This window comes from Peribacillus sp. QJM3NY_7 (genome assembly GCF_056173225.1).
In genome coordinates this window covers 3598784-3618816 of the sequence record NZ_CM149663.1, presented here as the reverse complement: position 1 = coordinate 3618816, position 20033 = coordinate 3598784, and the positions used below count along the sequence as shown (strand labels likewise).

Genomic DNA, 20033 nt, shown 5'->3' with positions numbered 1-20033 from the left:
ACGTTCAAATTGCACAAAACCTAAAAAAACTGTAGTTGATTTTCATCGAGTTTGTCTACTGAAACCTGGCGCAATCCAGGTTTTTTCGCTTTTTCAGGGAAATCAGTACCCCTTACAATTATGAAATAAGAGACTTCCTGAACATCTTTCTGTTTTTCCCTTCATAAAGATAAAACAATGAAAGGGGCGGAGGCTGAATGAAAGTTGTGAGCAGAAGCGGGGATGATTTGGCATATTATAGTCAATTGTTCCAAATTCCCCGGGTTTTGATTGAGGATGCCAATCCGGCCATTACTGGCGGAGTTTTGCCAAATGGCATCGAAGTACAGATACCTGGATACATTGTTCAGCAAGAGTCCCGGTTAGATATCGATTTTGCTGAAATCGCTTTACAATATCACCTGCCAATCGATGGGATAGTATTATTGAATCAAGATGGACAAAAGCCTTTTTCGGTACCCGTCCGGGTGATGAATCCCGTGATAGTCACCGACAAGCCCTACGAATATCAATCTCTTCTTGACGATCTTGATGTTCTATCTTGTCATTACCCCTTTATTAAGGTTGAATCGGTCGGAAAGAGTGTGCTGGGAAAAGAACTCCTTGAGGTAAGAATCGGTCAAGGTGAAAAGATCATACATTATAACGGTTCATTCCACGCTAATGAATGGATCACTACGGCTGTTTTGATGAAATGGCTGAATGATTTTCTGCTGGCAGTAACGAATGATCGTACACTTTGCGGAATGGACTGTATGCCGTACTACCGGGATATGTCCATTTCGATCGTTCCAATGGTGAATCCGGATGGAGTCGACCTTGTCCTAAAGGGGGAGGAGGCGGCAGAGGGGAAGGTTGATGTTTTAAAAATAAATAATGGCAATCCTGCCTTTTATGCTTGGAAAGCCAATATCCGCGGTGTAGACCTGAATAACCAATATCCTGCTAACTGGGAGGTTGAAAAGCGCAGAAAGATTCCAAAAGCCCCTGCCCCGAGGGATTTTCCAGGAGAAACCGCGTTATCAGAACCAGAAGCATTGGCCATGAAGGAGCTGGCAATAAGACGGAATTTTGAAAGAGTGCTTGCACTTCACACCCAGGGAAAAGAATTCTATTGGGGATATGAGGGACATGAACCTGAACAGGCAGCGAATGTTGCGAGGGAGTTTGAGGAGCGCAGCGGATATCGGGCCGTAAAATACGTTGACAGCCATGCTGGGTATAAAGATTGGTTCATTCAGGAATTCAAACGCGGTGGATTCACAATCGAACTGGGAAAGGGCATCAATCCGCTTCCGCTATCCCATTTGCCTGGTATATATGAAGATTCCGTCAAGATTTTGATGGCAGGCCTATATATGTGATGCATCCCCCTAATGAATATACTTCCAAAAAAATATAAGATCATTATCCGCCACATTTTCTCTTTTTTACTTTATAATGAAAGAGAGTAAGGACTCGATTGGTTAATCCTTACTCTCTTTCTAATGTCTCGCTCACATATGCCAGGCGTTTTAGTTTTGAAGTGGGAGGTGTGTGGAGATTAAAGTATCCAAAGCAGCACTTTGTATGCGGCTTTCCATTTGTAAGATGTTGTGTTTCGTCCCATTATTTATCTCCACTATCCTTCTTATCTCGGCTTGTGAGCCTTCCAAGGACCTTAGTAAACCCGTAAATGATACGGAAAAAGAACACTCCCAATCTAACCAGGAAACTTCAGTAAGCAATTTAAAGGTCCCGACCGCAGAAACGGAAAAAATCGAAGCCATTTTTGGATGGCTGGATTCAAAAACCATTTTATATTCTGTGAAGCGGGATGGTAATGAATTATCCCAGTTGATGGCATGGAATTTGGAAACGAATGAAACTTCCGTTTTCTATCAGCCGGCTTTTGCGTTTTCTGAAGTATCGATCAGTCCGTCTGGTACGCATATTTTGTTGTCGTCCTTTACCTCTTCGGATAAAGCATCAATCACAATACTCGATAAAACGGGGAATCCACTGTATTCCGTGGCAATCCCAGCCTATGAATTAGCTTATGAGTGGAATTCATTTAAAGATGGCCGGTTGTTTGTATCGAGCTTTTATGAAGATTGGACATATAGCAGTTATGTATTGAATCCAGATGAACAAACTATGGAAACCCTGGACTTTCCACAGCCCTTTGCTCAATGGGCAAGTGAAAATGACTTGATGTTTTTGGATTGGGACAAAGAAGAACCTGCTTTGACGGCTCCCCTAGAAAGAAAAGCGCTGCATGGGGATGGGGCAGACAGCCTTATGCTCGATGTCATTCACTTTAAAAAAGTGAAGCAAGCGCTGATGACGATTCAAGTGGAGACAGAAAAACAAGATCGGGGTACATATGCATTTTATGATCCAACAAACAAGCCGATCCACTCTTTTTCCGTGCCACTATTGAAAAGCTTTTCAGATTGGGTCATTCCATCCTATGATTTCATTGAAAAAAACAAGGAATTCATAACGTTTATTCCTAATGAATCAAAAGATGCGGACCAATATGAGGGAAGGTTTACCTTAACTAAATTTAATTGGGAAAAAGGCACACAAGAAGAATTGATGAAGGACATGGAAAATGAACCATTAAGCTGTTCGCTTGATGGCAACTTCTGCTTATATGGATATCAATTTGAGAAAATCATTGATATGAAAACCCATCAAATACAAAGATTGTTCAAACAAACATGATAACCTAAAACAAAAGCTCGCCGGATGGCGAGCTTTTTTCTTCAATGGGCAACAGGAAAACCGCTGTTGATGATAGTCATGACAGTGAACCAGCCAAACACGACTGCACTGCCGGCTGCAAAAATGAATCCTAAGAAGTTTCTCTTTTTTAATGAGGTAAACACAGCTGCTACTCCTAATATAGCCACAAGTCCGAAAACAACCATTAATATCATGTCAAAACCCCCTTTTTTCGTAATGAATACCTAATCCCTAATAATATACCCAGAGAATAAAGCAACTACCAAAAATATGTAGAAAAGATTGCATTTGTTAATATCTTAATATTTTTTCAATTATTTGTCGAGGCTTAATAGGTGACACTTCTATGACATGAGTAAACTGGATTAACATTAGCAGCTTAATTAGTGTAAGATAAAGATAGAAAATCATAATGGAGTTGATGGAAATGAAATGGACACAAATTCCTCTAGGCCCGTTGCAAACGAATTGTTATGTAGTTTCCGATGGACAGGATTGCATCATTTTCGATCCGGGTGAAGAGCCACAGAAAATCATACAGTACATACAAACAAAAAATTTAAAGCCTTTAGCGATTTTATTGACACATGCACATTTTGATCATATCGGTGCTCTGGATGCTATTCGGGATCATTATGGAATCCCTGCATATATTCATGAAAAAGAGGCCAAGTGGCTACTTGATCCCGCATTGAATGGTTCTCAAAACTGGTTCCCTGAAAATCCAATGCGAATGAAGCCTGCCGATCATATCTTGGCAAATGAGCAAGAGCTTACGATTGGAGGATTCACTTTCGAAGTATTCGAAACCCCTGGACACTCACCAGGGAGCGTTTCGTATTATGTGAAGGACGAACGTCTCCTCTTTTCTGGGGACGTCTTGTTCCAAGGAAGCGTTGGCAGAACCGATTTAATAGGCGGAAGCGAGTCAGTGCTCTTAAATAGCATTGAAACGAAGCTGCTGACACTTTCTGATGATGCTATCGTTTTTCCAGGTCATGGCCCTGTCACGACGATTCTGGATGAAAAGAATACCAATCCCTTTTTGAGATAATTACTTATACAGGTGCCGCTATGGCACCTGTTTTTTTAAGTTCTTAATTATGTGAAAATATTGAAATGGGTCAATTCCGGAACTATACTGAATATAAAAAAACAGGGTCTGCCCCAAAGTGCATTTTTGAACCTCCTATGAAATTCATTTAGTGGATGCACTGTTATAACTGCGAGATGAAAATTGAACATTTTGTGAACTTTAAATTTGTGTTCATGTATAAATGTCGTTAAAAAAACTTATTTACTATGTTAGGTGGAAAATCATGGAGACGGAGGCTGTTGTGTTGAAAAATCATTTAAAGGAATTGATTGCAGGAAGCCCGCAAAAAAGAATCTCCTATAATGACTATATGGATGCTGTTTTATATACGCCAAAAATAGGCTACTATGCACGCGCAAAAGAGAAGATTGGCCCAAGAGGGGATTTTTATACGTCCGGCAATGTTGGGGATGCATTTGGGAGATCACTGGCGAGATGGTTCGTATATTTGATAAAAAGATGCGGAGTTTCACCAAGAATCATCGAGGTCGGCGCAGGGGACGGTAAACTGGCGTATGACATCCTCGTTTACATAAAAGAAACGGAACCGCAGATATGGGACTCTTTAACTTATGTTCTTGTGGATGGCAGTCCATTTCATAGAAAGATTCAGCACGAACGTTTAGGGATATTCAAACAGGCAGTTTCTGCTGCCAGTTTAGAAAAATGGACGAATGTAAATGGAATCGTCTTTTCAAACGAACTTTTCGACGCGTTGCCTGTGTATGTCATTGAAAAGTATAAGGGAGCCTTGGTAGAGGTATTCATCACTGAAAAGGAAGGAGATTTGGTAGAAGAGAGAGAACCTTTGGACAACCCTGACATTCTTTCTTACCTTACTGAACGAAAAATCACCTTAAATGAAAAACAACGATACGAAGTTCCGCTAAACATGATCCGTGAATATGAGAAGATCGTTTCCTGTATCGAATCGGGTATTCTCCTTACAATTGATTATGGCTATACCGATAGGGAATGGAAGGAGCCTGCTCATCTTCAAGGGAGCTTGAGGGGCTATTATCGGCATCAAATGATTAAAGATGCACTTATGTATCCTGGTGATATGGATCTGACGACACATATCCATTTTGACACATTAATCGAGATTGGAAAAAGAAAGGATCTTTCCAATCGAGGGCTTTTTCTTCAAAATGAATTCTTGCTTAAAGCAGGGATACTAGAGGAATTGAAGGACCATCAAGGAACTGATCCATTCTCGAAAACGGCAAAGCGTAATCGGGCAATCCGGGGGCTGATCGTTCCTGGGGGATTTAGTGAACATTTCAAAGTGTTGCTTCAATCGAAGAATTTAGCAGATGATGTAAGGATCTTTCCTGAATGGTGACAAGTAAAAACCCATGAATCCAAATTCATGGGTTATGTAATATTGCTTGTTCTTAATGAGCAGCACCCGGAGTCATCATAAATACGCTCCAGTAGGAAAATCCTGCAAAGAAAACGGTAAGATAGGCGCCGAAAACATAGATATACATGCGCTCGGATAATTTCAAATAACTTAAAAGTACAAAAAAGATCGTTTGTGCAAAGAAAAGCAAAGACGTTTGATGCATATGGCCAAGATAAAAGAAAATGGCCATAATTCCTGTCCAAAATCCACATACTCTGAACATGCGTTCCATCCGAATCCCTCCTTATGTCTAGTCGTGTACATTCTAAATAATTATAAATGAAATTGTAAGGTAATGTAAAGGATGCCTTTTGTTTCTATGTGAGAACCGAAGCCTGGTATGAGCATGCTGCACAATTGGACATCATATTTTCTATTTCCACAATAGTGACATTCTCAAACAAGGCTTCGAACATACCTTTTAAAAAAGAATTATGCATGGAGCAGATTGTTCCTGGCTCGACTTCAGTAACTTCCTTAAACGGGCAATTGAAGATACGGAAGGATATTTTATTTTCTTCTTCGCTTGCTTGTATTTCAGGAGATAACCCTGCAATGGTAGCCACATTTTTAAGCATGTTGACTTTTTCCGCAAAAGCAAGCCGATCGATCGATGTCGAGTTCAGGGCAAGTTGCTGATTGATCAATTCCTCCCCGAATACTTTTCCCGTTTCATAAAGAGCCTGTTTTCCTTGTTCCCCTAATGTCATCATCGACTGGACGTCAATCTTTGCAAGCAGCTGATAGTTCCTATATGGAAAATGAAGCTGTATGACTTTGTCAGATAATCGATAAAGTCTGCTTGGGCGGCCGCCTTTCCCGGTCTTTCGGGAAATCGAGGTCAACATATCGATATCCTCAAGTTTTGACAAATGTAGACGGGCAACATTTGGATGGATGTTGAAAGAATCGGCGATTTCCTGTACCGATACATCACCATGGTTGTTCACTATATGCTGATATATATAATATCTGGTGGGATCAGCTAACACGTTTGTTATTTTTAACGTTTGTTCCATTACACCCTCCTGCTATTCCATAGTTTACCTATGTCCATTATAATGCAGGCAGAAAAAAATGGAATAAGGGAAAGGGCAAACACTCTTTAGTTTAAAAAACGTTCACATTTAAAACGGTTTTATAAAGCAAATATGTATACATTTATTATACAAACATTGTACAATAATTGTATAGACTATAAATGTATACAAAATGTGAACGGGGAGTGATTAGTATGGCACAGTTAACTTTCTTTTCGTATCCAAGCTGTACATCTTGCCGCAAAACAAAAAAATGGTTAAGCGCCAATCAAGTTTCCTTCGATGAGCGACATTTATTCAGAGAGACACCAACTGTAGCAGAGTTAAAAAGAATTCTTGAATTGACATCGGAGGGACTTGATGAAGTCTTGGCGACAAGAAGTGAAGCTTACAAAGACTTACAAGTTAATATTGACGAAATGGTGCTTTCTGATGTCATCCAATTATTAACAAAAGAACCGAAGTTATTAAGAAGGCCCATTCTCATAGACGGGGAAAAACTGGTGATTGGCCATAATGTAGATGCATTAAGAAATTTGGTTTCCCGGAGACTTGATTTGAAAATAAGCATGTGAGATGATTCTCGAAGTTTTTCGGGAATTTTTTTTATTCTGAAGCAGGAATTTGTCGTGGATTGTCGAATCAATAAAACAAGAAACATAGGAGGTGATGAATGAATTGATATCGATTGAAAAGACCGCAGAAAAAATACTAACCCGTGCCATCGTGGAATCGGCATCGGATATCCACATTTTTTTTCGCGGCGAGGGGCCTCACATCCAATTCAGAATAGACAATAAGCTTGTTCCCCAGGAAACATTATCATTCTTTGAAGCTGAAAGGCTGATCGCTCATTTGAAGTTCCTTGCCTCGATGGATATAGGGGAGAAAAGGAGGCCCCAGAGTGGTGCCATCACCATTAATTTGGCTAACCAGGTGGTCGGACTCCGCCTTTCCACTTTACCCACTGCCCATCTCGAAAGTTTGGTCATACGCTTAATACCCCAACAGAATATCCTTCCTCTAGAACAGTTATCCTTATTTCCAAACACCGTTCAAAAATTGATTGCACTCCTGAAGCATTCCCATGGCATGCTCATATTTACCGGCCCGACCGGCAGTGGGAAAACCACGACACTATATTCCCTGCTTCACCACGCCCATGAGATGATCAATCGAAATATCATTACACTTGAAGATCCCATTGAAAATGTATCCGAAAAGGTATTGCAAGTCCAAATCAATGAAAAGGCGGGCATTACGTATTCAGTCGGCCTAAAAGCTGTTCTGAGGCATGACCCGGACGTGATCATGGTTGGGGAAGTCCGGGATGCAGAAACTGCCAAAATCGCAGTCCGTGCCGCATTAACCGGTCATTTGATACTAACGACCATGCATACGAGGGACGCCCCGGGCGCCATCTCCAGATTACTGGAATTTGGTGTCAGCTTACTTGAGGTTGAACAGACTTTGATTGGCGTGACAGCGCAGCGGCTGGTTGAATTGCGATGTCTTCCGTGTAAAGAGGACTGTGCTTTAGCTTGCAAAATGACTGCAAGGAATAAAAGGGCAAGTGTATATGAATTGCTATATGGAAAAAGTCTGGCTGAAGTTCTCCGGATAATGGGAGATGAAAAAGAAATGGCAACGGTCAGCTACCGCCAATTAAAGGATGAAATCGGAAAAGCGGTTGCGATGGGCTATGTGGGATCTCAGGAATATGAACGGCTGGTCTACCATGAAACCAAAAAGTAAATGGAAGGTAAAAGAGCAGGCGGTCTTTATTTCGAAGCTAGGTGAATTATTGAATCATGGTTATCCTTTGGCGGAAGCCTTACATTTTCTTGAGTTTCAGGAATCAAAGAAGAAAGCGGAAGACTTCACTCAGGCTATAGCCGATTTAAGGAACGGCTACCCGTTGCACATGGTGCTGACCCATCTTAATTTTCATCCGCAGCTTGTAAGTTATATATTTTATGGAGAACAATATGGCGACCTGGAACGGGCGTTGAAAGAAGGAGGGCGATATTGGAAGAAAAGAATCGAGGATATGGATAAAGTAAAAAAGTTAATGGTGTATCCCGTATTCTTAGTCTTTTTTGTAAGCATCGTTTTTTATATTCTTCAGAGTGTTCTCCTTCCCCAATTCCAGACCATCTATTTCACGATGGATGTCGATCAGCATATTCTCTTAAGATTAATGTCAGCCTCCACGTTAATTCTTCCAGCACTACCCTTCTTATTACTCGGATTGCTCCTATTCTTGTATGCACTCAAACGATTTTGGTTCAATGGATTATGCCCATTAAGGCAGCGAAGGATTTTGATGGGAATTCCGATATTCGGGACGTTCATCAAATTATACGAAACATATTTTTTTGCAAGCCAATTCAGTGGCTTGCTTTCCGGAGGACTATCGATTAACGATAGCATCAAATTATTCTCGATAAATCAACAGCAGCCTTTTTACCAAAAACTTTGCAATATCATCAAGGATGATCTGATCGAGGGCAGATCACTTGAAATGATTTTTCGGGAGCTCCCATATTTTGATGGGAATTTACCGGTGGTCGCTGCAAATGGTCAAAAATACGGCAGACTTGATGCCGAGTTACTTCATTACAGTCGTTTTATACTGGAGAAAATTGAAGAGAGAATGAATGCAATCTTGAAAATCATTCAGCCTCTAATGTTTTCACTGATAGGTCTTTTGATCGTGTCCATTTATTTGGCGGTTTTGCTGCCGATGTTCTCACTGCTCGAAGGTTTATAGGATTTCATTTTTGTATTCCGGAGGTGAAAATGCCCGAAGGTCATCTGGTATTCAGATGCTTTTAGGAGCATGATGATATGTTGAAGAAAGTGATGAATGAACGTGGTTTTACCCTAATAGAAATGCTTATTGTTTTACTGGTGATATCCATCCTTTTGATTATAACAATCCCCAATATCACGAAAAACCAATCCACAATCCAGTCTAAAGGATGTGAAGCTTTCGTTAAGATGGCCCAAGCACAGGTGCAGGCTTATGAAATCGATAATGCTAAACTGCCCGGAAGTATCGGTGAATTGGAAAGTCAAGGCTATCTCAAACAGACATCCTGCCCTAATGGGGATGAAATTAGTTTGGATAGTAAAGGAATGATAACGGTCGTTGAGTAGGAGAGAAGTGAATATACGGAATTCCGATGGTGGGTATACACTATCTGAAACCCTTATTGTCCTCGCTATTTTTGTACTCCTAATTTCCATTGGTCCTAATCTATATCCCAGCTTCACTAAAGGAATGGAAAATAGGCTTTTTCTTTCACAATTTCATGAAGATCTTTTCTATGCTCAACAGTATGCCATCAGTCATAAGAGCTTGATTTACCTCCATATTGATAATACCGAAAAGATTTATACCGTTTCGTCTTATAAGGAGGGGATCGTTTTAGAGAGAAGTATACCAGAGGATATCCAGTTTTTAAGCGGCACTTTGGGGTTCAGCTTTCATTTTAATCAATATGGAAATGCATCCAAAGCCGGAACGATTATGATTGATACCTCAAAGGGAAAGTACAAGCTGGTCCTCAATATCGGTAAAGGGAGGTTCCGGATTGAGAAATTGTAAAGGGTACGTCTACCTTGAGCTGATGGCCGCATTTTCTATTTGTATATTACTGGCCCTTGCCATTTTACCAATTCTTGAAGAGGTATTGACGCAGCGGAAAGATATTCCCGTAAGGACCGAAGCCCACCATTTATTATATGAAAGATTGACGGCGTTCATGGATGGGGAGATTCAAGCAGTTGGTCAGGAGATCATTTACAAAAAAAGAAGCTTTGAATTGTTTTGGAAGGACCATGGGGATTTCCCGGGAATGATTAAAGGGTGTGTACGCTATGAACATGAAACGGGTAATTGGGAATCCATTTGTGATGCTGCGAAAAAATGATGGCTTTACGATGATCGAATTGCTTTTTTCTTTATTGATTTTAATGACGACGTCGCTTTTCGTTCTGCAGCTCTTCTCGATCATTCACACCCAGATGAGGTCCGTTGATAAATTGCATCCTAAGGAGTGGGAGGTCTTTACCATGCAAGTGAAGCAGGAGGTCCGGAGTTCCAAAGCACAAGATGTAATGGGAAATAAATTATATTTGCTTTCAGGTGAACAATTAGCATCGCTGGAACAATATGAAGATAAGGTCCGAAGACGAGTGGATGGTATGGGGCATGAGGTCATCTTGCAGAACATTTCGGAATTCCAGGTCAATAAGGATGGCAGTGTCATTGTTATAAATATAACGGATAAAGCAGGGACTACTTTCAGTCGAAGATTTCATCCTTTCTTTAGGAATGATACGAAAATTGATGAATAATCAAAAAGGAGTCGTTTTCCCGATGGTCATGATTGTGGCGAGTGTTTTCATCATGTTCACGATACTAATGATCGACCAGTTTATCATTGATAAAAAGTTTTATAAAGAAGTGGAAGAGTCGCTTGTGGCCGACCATCTTGTCCATCTAGCCATCAAGGATGTGACGGCAGAGTGGGGCGAAGAGATTCCGAAAATCATCCAGGGGGAAATATCATATCCCAATGGTGTGGTGCGATATTCCTTAATGAAGCAAGAAGGTCCTTACGTCTATATCGAGTTTTCTTCCAAAACTAAAAATGATCGAGAGGGCAGGGTCATCATTCAATACGATAAAGAAGCGGGGGAAGTGAAAGAATGGTTGGAGAGGCAAGCTGTGTAATAGTAAAATCAACACCATTTTATTAGGGAACGCGAGAGGTTTACGGTGAAGGGAGCAAGGAAAGGAATAAAAAAAGCGTAAACCGGACATACTTTGCGTAGGGTGATGATTTTATATGTCTACAAACGCTTATATTAAATATCTGACGCAGCAGCTTGTCGAGTATTTCAATCTGACGAAAAAAGAACGAAAAGAAAAACGCCTTCACAGAAAAGAGGATAAAAACCAGGGTATGTCACATTGGTTTGGCATTGTCCCTTTTGCTTTGTCGATGTTTATAAGGAAAACGATCAAAAAGTAAAACAGATGTCCTGAACTTGGGACATCTGTTTTTTTGTTCTTTCCTTATCCCAAAGCCCTATCTGAAAGGTAAAATAATCCTCCGTTGATGATGGAAATTCTGATGTTGGGTTCATATTGTGCTTTTAGTGCTTCTTTTTCGGTATAATAGCTCTCACTTTTTTCGTCCATATCCTTGTAAAAATGCTCCAATAAATTCAAGTCATTCTGCCAGCGCAGCATTGCTTCCTCCGCCCAGGAATGGTCATCATCCTCGAAACTGGTTCTGATGTATGTATCAAGTCTTGCCAATCCACTCTTGGGCATGATCAGAGGTGAAAGCGTAAAGGAGTAATCCGGTATTTTCGGGGTGACGTTAATCGGTAAAACCCGATGGTGAAACCCTTCCATTATTTCACCCGAGATTAAATTCAGTCCGATTGACATGAAAGTATCTTTTTTGCGGTCGCATTGATAGGATATTTTCACATTCAGGGTCAGCCAAGGAAACAAAGGATTATTTCTGCCTTTTGATGGAGGCGTATTCTCAAAAAGTCTAGTATACCCTGCCAGCTTTTTGGTTGATTGAATAATCTGGTGAAGACGAGGGGAGCCGAAATGAATCATTTCTCCCTTTAAATCGGATGGAGCTTGTTCTGGATCGGTAATGAAAGTGATTTGTGCCGGGTTCGGAACACCTCCTGTTTTTTCTAGATAATGCCAATAAAAGGGTCTGTTCATTAATTCTTTATCCATCTCAATCGTCAATTGCACTGTAAGGTGGGTTGGTGCATTATCCAGTATTTCACAATCATTGGCTTTAAAGAAAGTGATTAAAAAATCATGAATTTCCCGTTGCTGCATGAACCTCACCTTCCTTCATTGATTGAGCGAATTGGATCAACGATGAAAAATTATCCATCTTGACTTTCATTTCACCTTCGGTTTTGGACTCGCCGACCACATCAATTAAATATTCTTCAATGTTGTTAATATCCAGTTTGGTTAAAATATCATCCAATTCACCGATTACTTTTTCAAATAAATTTATTTTTTCGTATAGTAACTTCAGTATATGTTCTTCAACTGTATTTTTCGTGGCAAAGTTATAAATCATCACATCTTCTTCCTGACCAAGGCGGTGAATCCTTCCAATTCTCTGTTCAAGCCTCATTGGGTTCCAGGGCAGGTCAAAATTAATCAAGTGATGGCAAAACTGAAGGTTTATCCCTTCCCCGCCAGCTTCTGTTGCGATTAATACCTGAATGTTCTTTTGGAATAATTCACGCATCCAGTCTTTCTTTCCGCGCTTAAAACCGCCTCGGAAAGGAACAGAAGAAATTCCATTCTGCTGTAGGTACCATTGGAGATATAGTTGAGTCGCCCTATATTCCGTAAAGATAATCACTTTGTCATCTATTTTCTTGATCAGTTCCAAAGCTTTTTCAGCCTTTGAGTTCTGGACCGTTTCATTCACTTTAGTAAATAAATCATCAAGCTTTGCCAAAAAATCAGGGGAAGGCTGATCGTATTTATCCCTCATATTCTTTAATGTATAAAAGACAGCCTCTCTGCTGCTGCATGCTTCCCTTTGGAGAGTGAGAGCCGAAAAGGCGCTTCCTTTTGATCCATCCGAAATTGGCTTGAATTTGGAAACAGCATCATACAATGCTTGTTCCGTTGGAGAAAATTCAATGGTGATGGTTTCCACATGCCGTTTTGTCCATTCAATGCCAGTATCGGCCCGCCGGTTTCGAATCATGACAGTATTGACCAGTTCCTTTAGGTGTTCATCTTCAGTTATGTTCCGGCCTTTCCCTTTATACTTTTCCGAAAAGAGCGAAGCATTTCCCAAGTGGCCCGGTTTCAATAACGAAACGAGGTGGAATATCTCCTCGACTTTATTTTGAATCGGAGTGGCTGTCAGGAGTAAACAAAATTTCTTTTTCAGATTTTGGACGAATTCATAGTTCTTCGTCTTATTATTTTTAAGTTTATGAGCTTCATCAATAATGATGAAGTCATATTCCTGAGTAAAGATGATATCTCGATGTGGAGCGCGTTTCGCTGTATCAATGGATGAAATGACCACATCACAGGAGTCCCAGACATAACTTTTTCTCTGAACGACTGCCGGAATATGAAACTTGGTATTCAATTCAAATGCCCATTGTGTGACAAGGGAAGCCGGAACAAGGATCAATACTTTTTTTACAAGGCCCCTAATCATATACTCTTTTAGGATCAAGCCTGCTTCAATTGTTTTTCCCAGCCCTACCTCATCAGCCAAAATGGCTTTTCCATTCATCTTTTCCACTACTTGCTTCGCCGCTTCCAATTGATGGGGAAGCGGGGTTAGCTGAGGAAGATGCTTTGGGGCCTGTAAACCTTCGAAATCAGGGATGATAAGGTTTTCCTCCATTTGAACCGCCAACTTATAAAGCTCCCAATTTCCCCATGGACCGTCATTTTCCATCTTTTGCAGAAACTCGTCATTCCATTCAGAATTGAAGGATATATTGATTTTCATAGAAATAACTCCCTCTTAAATCATAATTTCCTTAATATAAGGTCAAAACCCGAACATTTCATATGTGAAGTAAGAAAAATATTTCTTTTTCAAAAAATATTGCAGAGATAAGTTTCTTAGGGTAGGATATAAGTATATTTAGAAAATTCCAATTTCCAAACGCTACAAAGAATGTTTGTACATCGATTTTGCAGTTCGCGTTTTCTTAGTATGGGCTATAGGCTCCTAATTTATCCAAGATTACTGAAGGAGATCAGTCAAACGGTTTCTGAAGTTTTAGGAGAATTGGCAGAGAATGCATCCCATTTATGCTAAAAGGTTTTACCGATGCTTGGAACTTATTCGTTTCCTTTCAATGGTAGACCATTTATATGCGGGTGAAGATAAGGGGAGAGACTACGGATGTAGCGCCGAAGGAGCAAACTTAGCAGTGAATCTCTCAGGCAAAAGAACTCTTATTGGACGCAACTCTGGAGAGCGCCGCCCGTTATGGGACGGCCACCAAAGGGGAAAACCTATTACATAGGTAAACTTTCAGGTTTCAGGACAGAGAAAAAGCTCAAACGGGCTTTCTCTGTCCTTTTTTGTGCTTTTTTCACATCATGAATCAGGATGTATCTGATGCGTAATGACAAGAAGCTTTTGATAATGAAGCCAATTAATTTTTAAAAAAATCTGAAGGGGGTCATGTTTTGACCAATTTAAACAGAACACCACTATTTGAGGTTTATCGTGAATATGGAGGTAAAACGATTGATTTTGGCGGCTGGGAACTTCCTGTCCAATTTTCGGGTATAAAGGATGAACATGAAGCCGTACGGACAAAAGCGGGGTTATTTGATGTTTCCCATATGGGGGAAGTCGATGTTAAGGGGCCTGGGAGCCTTTCCTTTTTACAGAAGATGCTGACAAATGATATATCAAAGCTGCAACAGGGCGGGGCCCAATATACCGCCATGTGTTATGAAAACGGAGGCACGGTTGATGATCTTATCGTGTATAAAAGGGCTGAGGACGACTATCTGCTCGTGGTCAATGCAGCGAATACAGAAAAAGATTTCAATTGGCTTCAAGCGAATTTAACGGAAGATGCCCAAATTACGAATGTATCAAGTGACTATACACAGCTGGCACTTCAAGGACCAGCTGCAGAGAAGATATTACAAAAACTATCCGGAAGTACTGACTTAAGTGAAATTGGATTTTTCAGGTTCAAGGATAATGTCATGATTAACGGTATCTCCACGCTGGTATCCCGTACTGGATACACTGGTGAAGATGGTTTTGAAATATATAGCGACAGTAAAAATGGCCCTGCCCTTTGGAAGGCGATTATGGATGCCGGTAAGGAAGAGGGGGTTCAGCCAATTGGTTTAGGCGCTCGTGATACCCTGCGTTTTGAAGCGAAACTGCCGCTGTATGGGCAGGAGCTTTCGGCGGACATCACCCCGATAGAAGCCGGGATTGGTTTTGCAGTAAAAGTGGATAAGGAAGTTGATTTTTTCGGGAAAGCCGTTCTTGCTGAGCAAAAGGAGAAAGGGGCTCCCCGGAAGCTTGTGGGAATTGAAATGATTGACCGTGGCATTCCACGTCATGGGTATAAGGTCTACAGCGGTGATGAAGTCATTGGCGAGGTCACGACTGGTACCCAATCGCCAACATTGAAGAAAAACGTTGGATTGGTACTTATCGATAAGGAATTTTCGGTGCTGGATGCGGAAGTCGAAGTGGAAATCCGTTCCAAACGTTTGAAAGCCGTTATAATACAAACACCTTTTTATAAAAAACCACGTAAATAGAGGGGAATGGTCATTAGATGAAACATCGTTATTTACCCATGACAGAGCAAGATAAACAAGAAATGCTGGAAGCGATAGGGGTATCCGCTGCTGAAGAACTTTTCAATGATATCCCTGAAAGCGTTCGTTTTCAAGGAGAATACGATATCAAGCCTGCTAAATCGGAACCTGCATTAATGAAAGAATTATCAAGGCTTGCTGCAAAGAATGCGGACCTTAAAAATTATGCTTCCTTCCTTGGTGCGGGTGTCTATGACCATTATGCGCCGGTCATCGTCGATCATGTTCTTTCCCGTTCTGAGTTTTATACGGCGTATACACCGTATCAGCCTGAAATTTCACAGGGCGAGCTTCAAGCAATCTTTGAATATCAAACGATGATATGTGAATTGACGGGTATGGATGTGGCTAACTCCTCCATGTATGACGGCGGGACGGCGCTGGCTGAAGCAGCGATGCTTGCTTCAGGACAGACAAGGCGGAAGAAGATTCTCATTTCAGGAACCGTTCATCCTGAATCAAGAGAAGTTGTGAAGACATATGCAAAAGGGCAACGCGTGGAAGTGATCGAAATTCCTCATAAAGACGGTGTGACGGACTTAGCTGCTTTAAGGGAATTGGCGAATGATGACATTGCAGGAGTGATCGTGCAATACCCGAACTTTTTTGGCCGGATCGAGCCATTGAAAGAAATGGAAGAAATCATTCATGACGTCAAGTCCATGTTTATCGTTTCCAGTAATCCGCTTGCATTGGGAGCTTTGACATCCCCTGGTGCACTCGGTGCAGATATCGTAACGGGGGATGCTCAGCCATTCGGCATTCCAGCGGCATTCGGTGGCCCTCATTGTGGATATTTTGCGGTTACTAATAAACTTGTACGGAAAGTTCCGGGCAGACTCGTCGGTCAAACGGTCGATGAGAATGGAAAAAGAGGGTTTGTCCTGACGCTTCAAGCTCGTGAACAGCACATTCGCCGTGACAAAGCCACATCCAACATTTGTTCCAATCAAGCTTTGAATGCCTTGGCCGCTTCTGTTGCAATGACCGCGCTTGGGAAAAAGGGTGTCAAAGAAATGGCCGTGCAAAATATTCAAAAAGCACATTATGCAAAAAAAGCAATTATGGCAAAAGGGGTGGAAGTGATATTCGACGGTCCTTCGTTTAATGAATTTGTCATTAAACTGCCTGCTCCGTTTTCAGAGGTCAATAAAAACCTTTTTGAAAAAGGGATGATCGGCGGCTTCGATTTAGGGACGGTTTATCCTGAATTGAAAGACCATATGCTGGTTGCGGTAACTGAACTAAGAACAAAAGAAGAAATTGATGCACTTGCGCAGGAATTGGGGGATCAACATGAATAATCAAGATCAATCACTCATTTTTGAAATCAGTACTTCCGGCCGGATCGGGTACAGTCTGCCAGAAATGGATGTTGCAACTATTCCGCTCGAAGAAATTCTTCCTGCCGACTACATCCGTGAAGAAGAGGCAAAGCTTCCTGAGGTGTCCGAACTGGATATCATGCGTCACTATACTGCACTTTCCAAACGGAATCATGGGGTGGATTCGGGTTTTTATCCGCTGGGTTCATGCACGATGAAATATAATCCGAAAATAAATGAAAATGTGGCACGTTTCAACGGTTTTGCCCATATCCATCCATATCAAGATCCCGCTACTGTACAAGGAGCATTGGGACTATTATTTGATTTGCAGGAACACTTAACGGAAATCACCGGGATGGACCAAGTGACATTACAGCCTGCAGCAGGTGCCCACGGTGAATGGACAGGATTGATGATGATTCGCGCTTTTCACGAAGCGAATGGCGATACAGAACGGACGAAAGTGATTGTACCTGATTCGGCCCATGGTACGAATCCTGCCTCTGCCACTGTTGCCGGACTAGAAACGATTACGGTGAAGTCCGATGAAAATGGGTTAGTCGACCTTGAAGATTTAAAACGTGTTGTCGGACCTGATACGGCGGCCTTGATGCTGACGAACCCCAATACATTGGGATTGTTTGAAGAAAATATTTTGGAAATGGCACAACTTGTCCATGATGCAGGTGGGAAGCTTTATTATGATGGAGCGAATCTGAATGCAGTCCTATCAAAAGCACGACCGGGTGACATGGGCTTTGATGTGGTTCATTTAAATCTCCATAAAACATTCACAGGCCCGCATGGAGGCGGCGGCCCGGGTTCTGGTCCTGTAGGTGTGAAGTCCGACTTGATTCCTTACTTGCCTAAACCTCTTATAGTCAAGCAAGGCGAGCAATTCGTCCTTGATTATGATCGTCCGCAATCCATTGGCAGGGTAAAACCTTATTATGGTAATTTCGGAATAAACGTGAGGGCATATACGTACATCCGTTCAATGGGTCCTGATGGCCTTAAAGCCGTCACAGAGAACGCGGTCATCAATGCCAATTATATGATGCGCAAGTTGGAACCTTATTTTGACTTACCATATAATCGTCATTGTAAGCATGAATTCGTATTAAGCGGACGCCGGCAAAAGAAATTGGGGGTAAGGACGCTCGATATAGCTAAAAGATTGCTGGATTTCGGGTATCATCCTCCAACCATTTACTTCCCGTTGAACGTGGAAGAAGGAATGATGATAGAACCGACTGAAACCGAGTCAAAAGAAACGCTGGATGCGTTCATCGACGCGATGATCCAGATTGCCAAGGAAGCGGAAGAAACCCCGGAAATCGTTCAGGAAGCTCCGCATACAACCGTAATAAAGCGGCTTGATGAAACACTTGCTGCAAGAAAACCCATTTTGCGTTATCAAGCCTAGATTAGTAGCTTACACGAAAAAAATCCCTGCCTTCCGGCGGGGATTTTTCATGTTTATGTAAGATTCCATTAAAGTCCAACTGTTGACTTTCTTTTACTTGAGCTATGGAATTAAAAAGAGCCCATGCCGAGATGGGTCTTATTTCTTTGCTTTGATTTTCCCGGTCCACATCTTGAAACCGCCCTTTAAGTGAAAAAGTTCCCTGTAGCCCTTTTTGTATAGCATGGCTGCAGCTCTGCCGCTGATGATTTCGCTTTGAGCGTACAAATATACAGGCTTGTCCGGCCTAATTTCGACCAAGCGGGTTTTCATTTGAGTCATAGGGATGTTTCTTGCGCCTAAGATATGACCATTTTCGAAATCATTCGGTTCCCGCACATCAATTAGCTGCACTTTTCTGTAGTTGGCGATAAATTCGTCCTGTGTTAGTGTTTTAACGATTTTACGCTGGCGGTACCAATTAAAAAGTGAATACGCAATAACCACTCCGAGGATGATGAGCAGAGTATATAATATTTCCAAACATAAAAACTCCCTTCTACCTTAACGAATACAGACAATCTTTATTATATAATTGCTTTACCCAATAATCAAAAAGAATTTTCATCAAATTCTTCATGACTTGATAGCACTTTCTTTTTTAGAGTGTTAAAGTCTGTTAAACTACTACATGTGAGTTTTTTGTGGGGGATTGAAAAACGTCTATCGAAACGAGGGGTAAGGATGACTAAAGAAAAATGGGGTTTTATAGATTCGGGGTATTGTTCACCGGCTTTTAATATGGCGCTGGACGAAGCCCTGTTAAACTGGCAAAGCAAAGGGGAAATTCCGCCGATCATACGCTTTTACGGCTGGGATCCAGCGACATTGTCGATCGGTTATTTTCAAAAGGCAGAAGCGGAGATTGATCTGGAAGAGGTCAAAAGGCAGGGCCTTGGTTTTGTTCGCAGGCCGACAGGAGGACGAGCGGTACTGCACGAACATGAATTGACTTATAGTGTAATCGTTCCAGAATCCTATCCGGGAATGCCAACCACCGTTACTGAAGCTTATCGTGTCATTTCTGAAGGAATATTGATGGGGTTCAGGAATCTTGGATTGGATGCTTATTTTGCCGTGCCTCGGAGCGAACAGGAAAAAGCGGCTTTAAAATCGCCCAGGTCTTCCGTCTGCTTTGATGCACCTAGCTGGTATGAACTGGTCGTTGAGGGCAGGAAGGTCGCTGGCAGCGCTCAAACCAGGCAAAAAGGCGTCATCCTTCAGCACGGGTCCATTTTGCTTGAGCTTGATGATGATAAGCTCTTTAGCGTATTTAAATTCTCAAATGACAGGGTTAAAGAGAGAATGCAAAAAAACTTAAAAAACAAAGCTGTGGCCATGAATGATATTGCCGGGAGAAAGATAACCATCCCTGAAGCGAAAGAAGCTTTCGAAAAAGGTTTTGCCGAAGGACTTTCGGTCGATTTAGAGCCATATGTCCTCACTGAAAAGCAATTGCTGGAAGTGAAGGCAATTGCAGAAAGCAAATATGAAAGCGATGAATGGAATTTCATGAGATAGAGTAAGCATAATTAGAGTGGATAATAAAAAGTT

Annotated in this window: 23 protein-coding genes and 2 riboswitches; of the genes, 17 read left to right on the top strand and 6 right to left on the bottom strand. The window is 41.5% G+C overall.

The genetic code is table 11. The annotated features are described in order from the left end of the window. Nucleotides 1-197 precede the first annotated feature (197 nt). Both AC0VX1_RS17310 and AC0VX1_RS17305 read left to right on the top strand, forming a co-directional pair. Nucleotides 198-1364, top strand: a complete 1167-nt coding sequence (locus AC0VX1_RS17310) for a M14 family metallopeptidase (RefSeq protein ID WP_057278819.1) — start codon at nt 198-200, stop codon at nt 1362-1364. 172 nt (nt 1365-1536) lie between these two features. Further along, nucleotides 1537-2709 carry a YqgU-like beta propeller domain-containing protein gene (locus AC0VX1_RS17305; RefSeq protein ID WP_363929035.1) on the top strand — a complete coding sequence of 391 codons (1173 nt, stop codon included), beginning with the start codon at nt 1537-1539 and terminating at the stop codon, nt 2707-2709. A gap of 41 nt (nt 2710-2750) precedes the next feature. Here the strand turns inward: AC0VX1_RS17305 and AC0VX1_RS17300 are convergent, their stop codons facing one another. Beyond that, the gene (locus AC0VX1_RS17300; RefSeq protein ID WP_064505148.1) at nt 2751-2924 is read right to left on the bottom strand and encodes a DUF2759 domain-containing protein; all 174 of its coding nucleotides are present in this window, start codon (nt 2922-2924) and stop codon (nt 2751-2753) included. 233 nt (nt 2925-3157) lie between these two features. Here AC0VX1_RS17300 and AC0VX1_RS17295 point away from each other — a divergent pair, with 233 nt between their 5' ends. Next, nucleotides 3158-3784, top strand: a complete 627-nt coding sequence (locus AC0VX1_RS17295) for an MBL fold metallo-hydrolase (protein ID WP_057278817.1) — start codon at nt 3158-3160, stop codon at nt 3782-3784. A 265-nt stretch (nt 3785-4049) separates the two neighbouring features. Continuing rightward, nucleotides 4050-5171 carry a class I SAM-dependent methyltransferase gene (locus tag AC0VX1_RS17290; RefSeq protein WP_475468073.1) on the top strand — a complete coding sequence of 374 codons (1122 nt, stop codon included), beginning with the start codon at nt 4050-4052 and terminating at the stop codon, nt 5169-5171. Nucleotides 5172-5223: 52 nt separating this feature from the next. Here AC0VX1_RS17290 and AC0VX1_RS17285 read toward each other — a convergent pair whose 3' ends face one another. After that, nucleotides 5224-5466, bottom strand: a complete 243-nt coding sequence (locus AC0VX1_RS17285) for a DUF2626 domain-containing protein (protein WP_034308393.1) — start codon at nt 5464-5466, stop codon at nt 5224-5226. Nucleotides 5467-5551: 85 nt separating this feature from the next. Beyond that, entirely contained in the window at nt 5552-6253 is a 702-nt protein-coding gene (locus tag AC0VX1_RS17280) for a helix-turn-helix transcriptional regulator (RefSeq protein ID WP_475468072.1), read from the bottom strand. A gap of 215 nt (nt 6254-6468) precedes the next feature. On the opposite strand from AC0VX1_RS17280, the gene AC0VX1_RS17275 reads away from it, so the two are divergent. The 9 genes from AC0VX1_RS17275 (at nt 6469) to AC0VX1_RS17235 (ending at nt 11319) form a co-directional block, all read left to right on the top strand. Further along, complete coding sequence (locus tag AC0VX1_RS17275; protein ID WP_413022005.1) at nt 6469-6849, top strand: Spx/MgsR family RNA polymerase-binding regulatory protein; 381 nt, start codon at nt 6469-6471, stop codon at nt 6847-6849. Nucleotides 6850-6952: 103 nt separating this feature from the next. Next, nucleotides 6953-8029, top strand: a complete 1077-nt coding sequence (gene comGA, locus AC0VX1_RS17270) for a competence type IV pilus ATPase ComGA (RefSeq protein WP_475471817.1) — start codon at nt 6953-6955, stop codon at nt 8027-8029. Further along, nucleotides 8013-9047, top strand: a complete 1035-nt coding sequence (gene comGB, locus AC0VX1_RS17265; protein WP_413003778.1) for a competence type IV pilus assembly protein ComGB — start codon at nt 8013-8015, stop codon at nt 9045-9047. The genes comGA and comGB overlap by 17 nt, the downstream gene beginning before the upstream one ends. A gap of 77 nt (nt 9048-9124) precedes the next feature. After that, nucleotides 9125-9436: a competence type IV pilus major pilin ComGC gene (gene comGC / locus AC0VX1_RS17260; protein WP_413022006.1), complete on the top strand. Its 312-nt coding sequence runs from the start codon at nt 9125-9127 to the stop codon at nt 9434-9436. Between the two features lie 7 nt (nt 9437-9443). After that, nucleotides 9444-9887 (top strand): competence type IV pilus minor pilin ComGD, encoded by a 444-nt coding sequence (comGD, locus tag AC0VX1_RS17255; protein ID WP_413003775.1) that lies wholly within the window; start codon nt 9444-9446, stop codon nt 9885-9887. After that, nucleotides 9874-10212, top strand: coding sequence for a hypothetical protein (locus AC0VX1_RS17250; RefSeq protein WP_475468068.1), 339 nt, complete (start codon nt 9874-9876; stop codon nt 10210-10212). The genes comGD and AC0VX1_RS17250 overlap by 14 nt, the downstream gene beginning before the upstream one ends. Next, complete coding sequence (gene comGF / locus AC0VX1_RS17245; RefSeq protein WP_082854575.1) at nt 10160-10639, top strand: competence type IV pilus minor pilin ComGF; 480 nt, start codon at nt 10160-10162, stop codon at nt 10637-10639. Before AC0VX1_RS17250 ends, comGF begins: the two co-directional genes overlap by 53 nt. Beyond that, nucleotides 10632-11018: a competence type IV pilus minor pilin ComGG gene (gene comGG, locus AC0VX1_RS17240; RefSeq protein ID WP_475468066.1), complete on the top strand. Its 387-nt coding sequence runs from the start codon at nt 10632-10634 to the stop codon at nt 11016-11018. Before comGF ends, comGG begins: the two co-directional genes overlap by 8 nt. 115 nt (nt 11019-11133) lie before the next feature. Beyond that, a complete protein-coding gene (locus tag AC0VX1_RS17235) occupies nt 11134-11319 on the top strand; it encodes a YqzE family protein (RefSeq protein ID WP_057278811.1) in 186 nt (61 codons plus the stop codon). 44 nt (nt 11320-11363) lie between these two features. On the opposite strand, the gene AC0VX1_RS17230 is transcribed toward AC0VX1_RS17235, so the two are convergent. Further along, nucleotides 11364-12161, bottom strand: coding sequence for a YqhG family protein (locus AC0VX1_RS17230; RefSeq protein ID WP_048688306.1), 798 nt, complete (start codon nt 12159-12161; stop codon nt 11364-11366). Beyond that, complete coding sequence (locus AC0VX1_RS17225) at nt 12139-13827, bottom strand: DEAD/DEAH box helicase (RefSeq protein ID WP_063575686.1); 1689 nt, start codon at nt 13825-13827, stop codon at nt 12139-12141. The genes AC0VX1_RS17230 and AC0VX1_RS17225 overlap by 23 nt, the downstream gene beginning before the upstream one ends. A 377-nt stretch (nt 13828-14204) precedes the next feature. Then, nucleotides 14205-14292: riboswitch (glycine riboswitch) on the top strand. 3 nt (nt 14293-14295) lie between these two features. Continuing rightward, a riboswitch (glycine riboswitch) is annotated at nt 14296-14379 on the top strand. Between the two features lie 140 nt (nt 14380-14519). On the opposite strand from AC0VX1_RS17225, the gene gcvT reads away from it, so the two are divergent. The 3 genes from gcvT to gcvPB are packed head-to-tail and all read left to right on the top strand — an operon-like array spanning nt 14520 to nt 18440. After that, nucleotides 14520-15626: a glycine cleavage system aminomethyltransferase GcvT gene (gcvT, locus tag AC0VX1_RS17220; RefSeq protein WP_413011546.1), complete on the top strand. Its 1107-nt coding sequence runs from the start codon at nt 14520-14522 to the stop codon at nt 15624-15626. A 17-nt stretch (nt 15627-15643) separates the two neighbouring features. Next, on the top strand, nt 15644-16990 hold the full coding sequence (gcvPA, locus tag AC0VX1_RS17215) for an aminomethyl-transferring glycine dehydrogenase subunit GcvPA (RefSeq protein WP_475468062.1): 1347 nt from the start codon (nt 15644-15646) through the stop codon (nt 16988-16990). After that, entirely contained in the window at nt 16983-18440 is a 1458-nt protein-coding gene (gene gcvPB / locus AC0VX1_RS17210) for an aminomethyl-transferring glycine dehydrogenase subunit GcvPB (RefSeq protein WP_057278806.1), read from the top strand. Before gcvPA ends, gcvPB begins: the two co-directional genes overlap by 8 nt. Nucleotides 18441-18578: 138 nt before the next feature. Here the strand turns inward: gcvPB and AC0VX1_RS17205 are convergent, their stop codons facing one another. After that, nucleotides 18579-18962: a rhodanese-like domain-containing protein gene (locus AC0VX1_RS17205; RefSeq protein WP_034308355.1), complete on the bottom strand. Its 384-nt coding sequence runs from the start codon at nt 18960-18962 to the stop codon at nt 18579-18581. 201 nt (nt 18963-19163) lie between these two features. Between AC0VX1_RS17205 and AC0VX1_RS17200 the strand changes: the two genes are divergently transcribed. Then, nucleotides 19164-20000 carry a lipoate--protein ligase family protein gene (locus AC0VX1_RS17200; protein ID WP_048688324.1) on the top strand — a complete coding sequence of 279 codons (837 nt, stop codon included), beginning with the start codon at nt 19164-19166 and terminating at the stop codon, nt 19998-20000. Nucleotides 20001-20033: the final 33 nt, after the last annotated feature.

Bases quoted from the DNA above. Each gene is read 5' to 3' on its own strand.
- AC0VX1_RS17310 (WP_057278819.1), top strand. From the start codon at position 198: ATGAAAGTTGTGAGCAGAAGCGGGGATGATTTGGCATATTATAGTCAA.
- AC0VX1_RS17300 (WP_064505148.1), bottom strand. From the start codon at position 2,924: ATGATATTAATGGTTGTTTTCGGACTTGTGGCTATATTAGGAGTAGCA.
- AC0VX1_RS17295 (WP_057278817.1), top strand. From the start codon at position 3,158: ATGAAATGGACACAAATTCCTCTAGGCCCGTTGCAAACGAATTGTTAT.
- AC0VX1_RS17290 (WP_475468073.1), top strand. From the start codon at position 4,050: ATGGAGACGGAGGCTGTTGTGTTGAAAAATCATTTAAAGGAATTGATT.
- AC0VX1_RS17285 (WP_034308393.1), bottom strand. From the start codon at position 5,466: ATGGAACGCATGTTCAGAGTATGTGGATTTTGGACAGGAATTATGGCC.
- AC0VX1_RS17280 (WP_475468072.1), bottom strand. From the start codon at position 6,253: ATGGAACAAACGTTAAAAATAACAAACGTGTTAGCTGATCCCACCAGA.
- AC0VX1_RS17275 (WP_413022005.1), top strand. From the start codon at position 6,469: ATGGCACAGTTAACTTTCTTTTCGTATCCAAGCTGTACATCTTGCCGC.
- comGB (WP_413003778.1), top strand. From the start codon at position 8,013: ATGAAACCAAAAAGTAAATGGAAGGTAAAAGAGCAGGCGGTCTTTATT.
- comGC (WP_413022006.1), top strand. From the start codon at position 9,125: ATGTTGAAGAAAGTGATGAATGAACGTGGTTTTACCCTAATAGAAATG.
- comGF (WP_082854575.1), top strand. From the start codon at position 10,160: ATGAACATGAAACGGGTAATTGGGAATCCATTTGTGATGCTGCGAAAA.
- comGG (WP_475468066.1), top strand. From the start codon at position 10,632: ATGAATAATCAAAAAGGAGTCGTTTTCCCGATGGTCATGATTGTGGCG.
- AC0VX1_RS17235 (WP_057278811.1), top strand. From the start codon at position 11,134: ATGTCTACAAACGCTTATATTAAATATCTGACGCAGCAGCTTGTCGAG.
- AC0VX1_RS17230 (WP_048688306.1), bottom strand. From the start codon at position 12,161: ATGCAGCAACGGGAAATTCATGATTTTTTAATCACTTTCTTTAAAGCC.
- AC0VX1_RS17225 (WP_063575686.1), bottom strand. From the start codon at position 13,827: ATGAAAATCAATATATCCTTCAATTCTGAATGGAATGACGAGTTTCTG.
- gcvPA (WP_475468062.1), top strand. From the start codon at position 15,644: ATGAAACATCGTTATTTACCCATGACAGAGCAAGATAAACAAGAAATG.
- gcvPB (WP_057278806.1), top strand. From the start codon at position 16,983: ATGAATAATCAAGATCAATCACTCATTTTTGAAATCAGTACTTCCGGC.
- AC0VX1_RS17200 (WP_048688324.1), top strand. From the start codon at position 19,164: ATGACTAAAGAAAAATGGGGTTTTATAGATTCGGGGTATTGTTCACCG.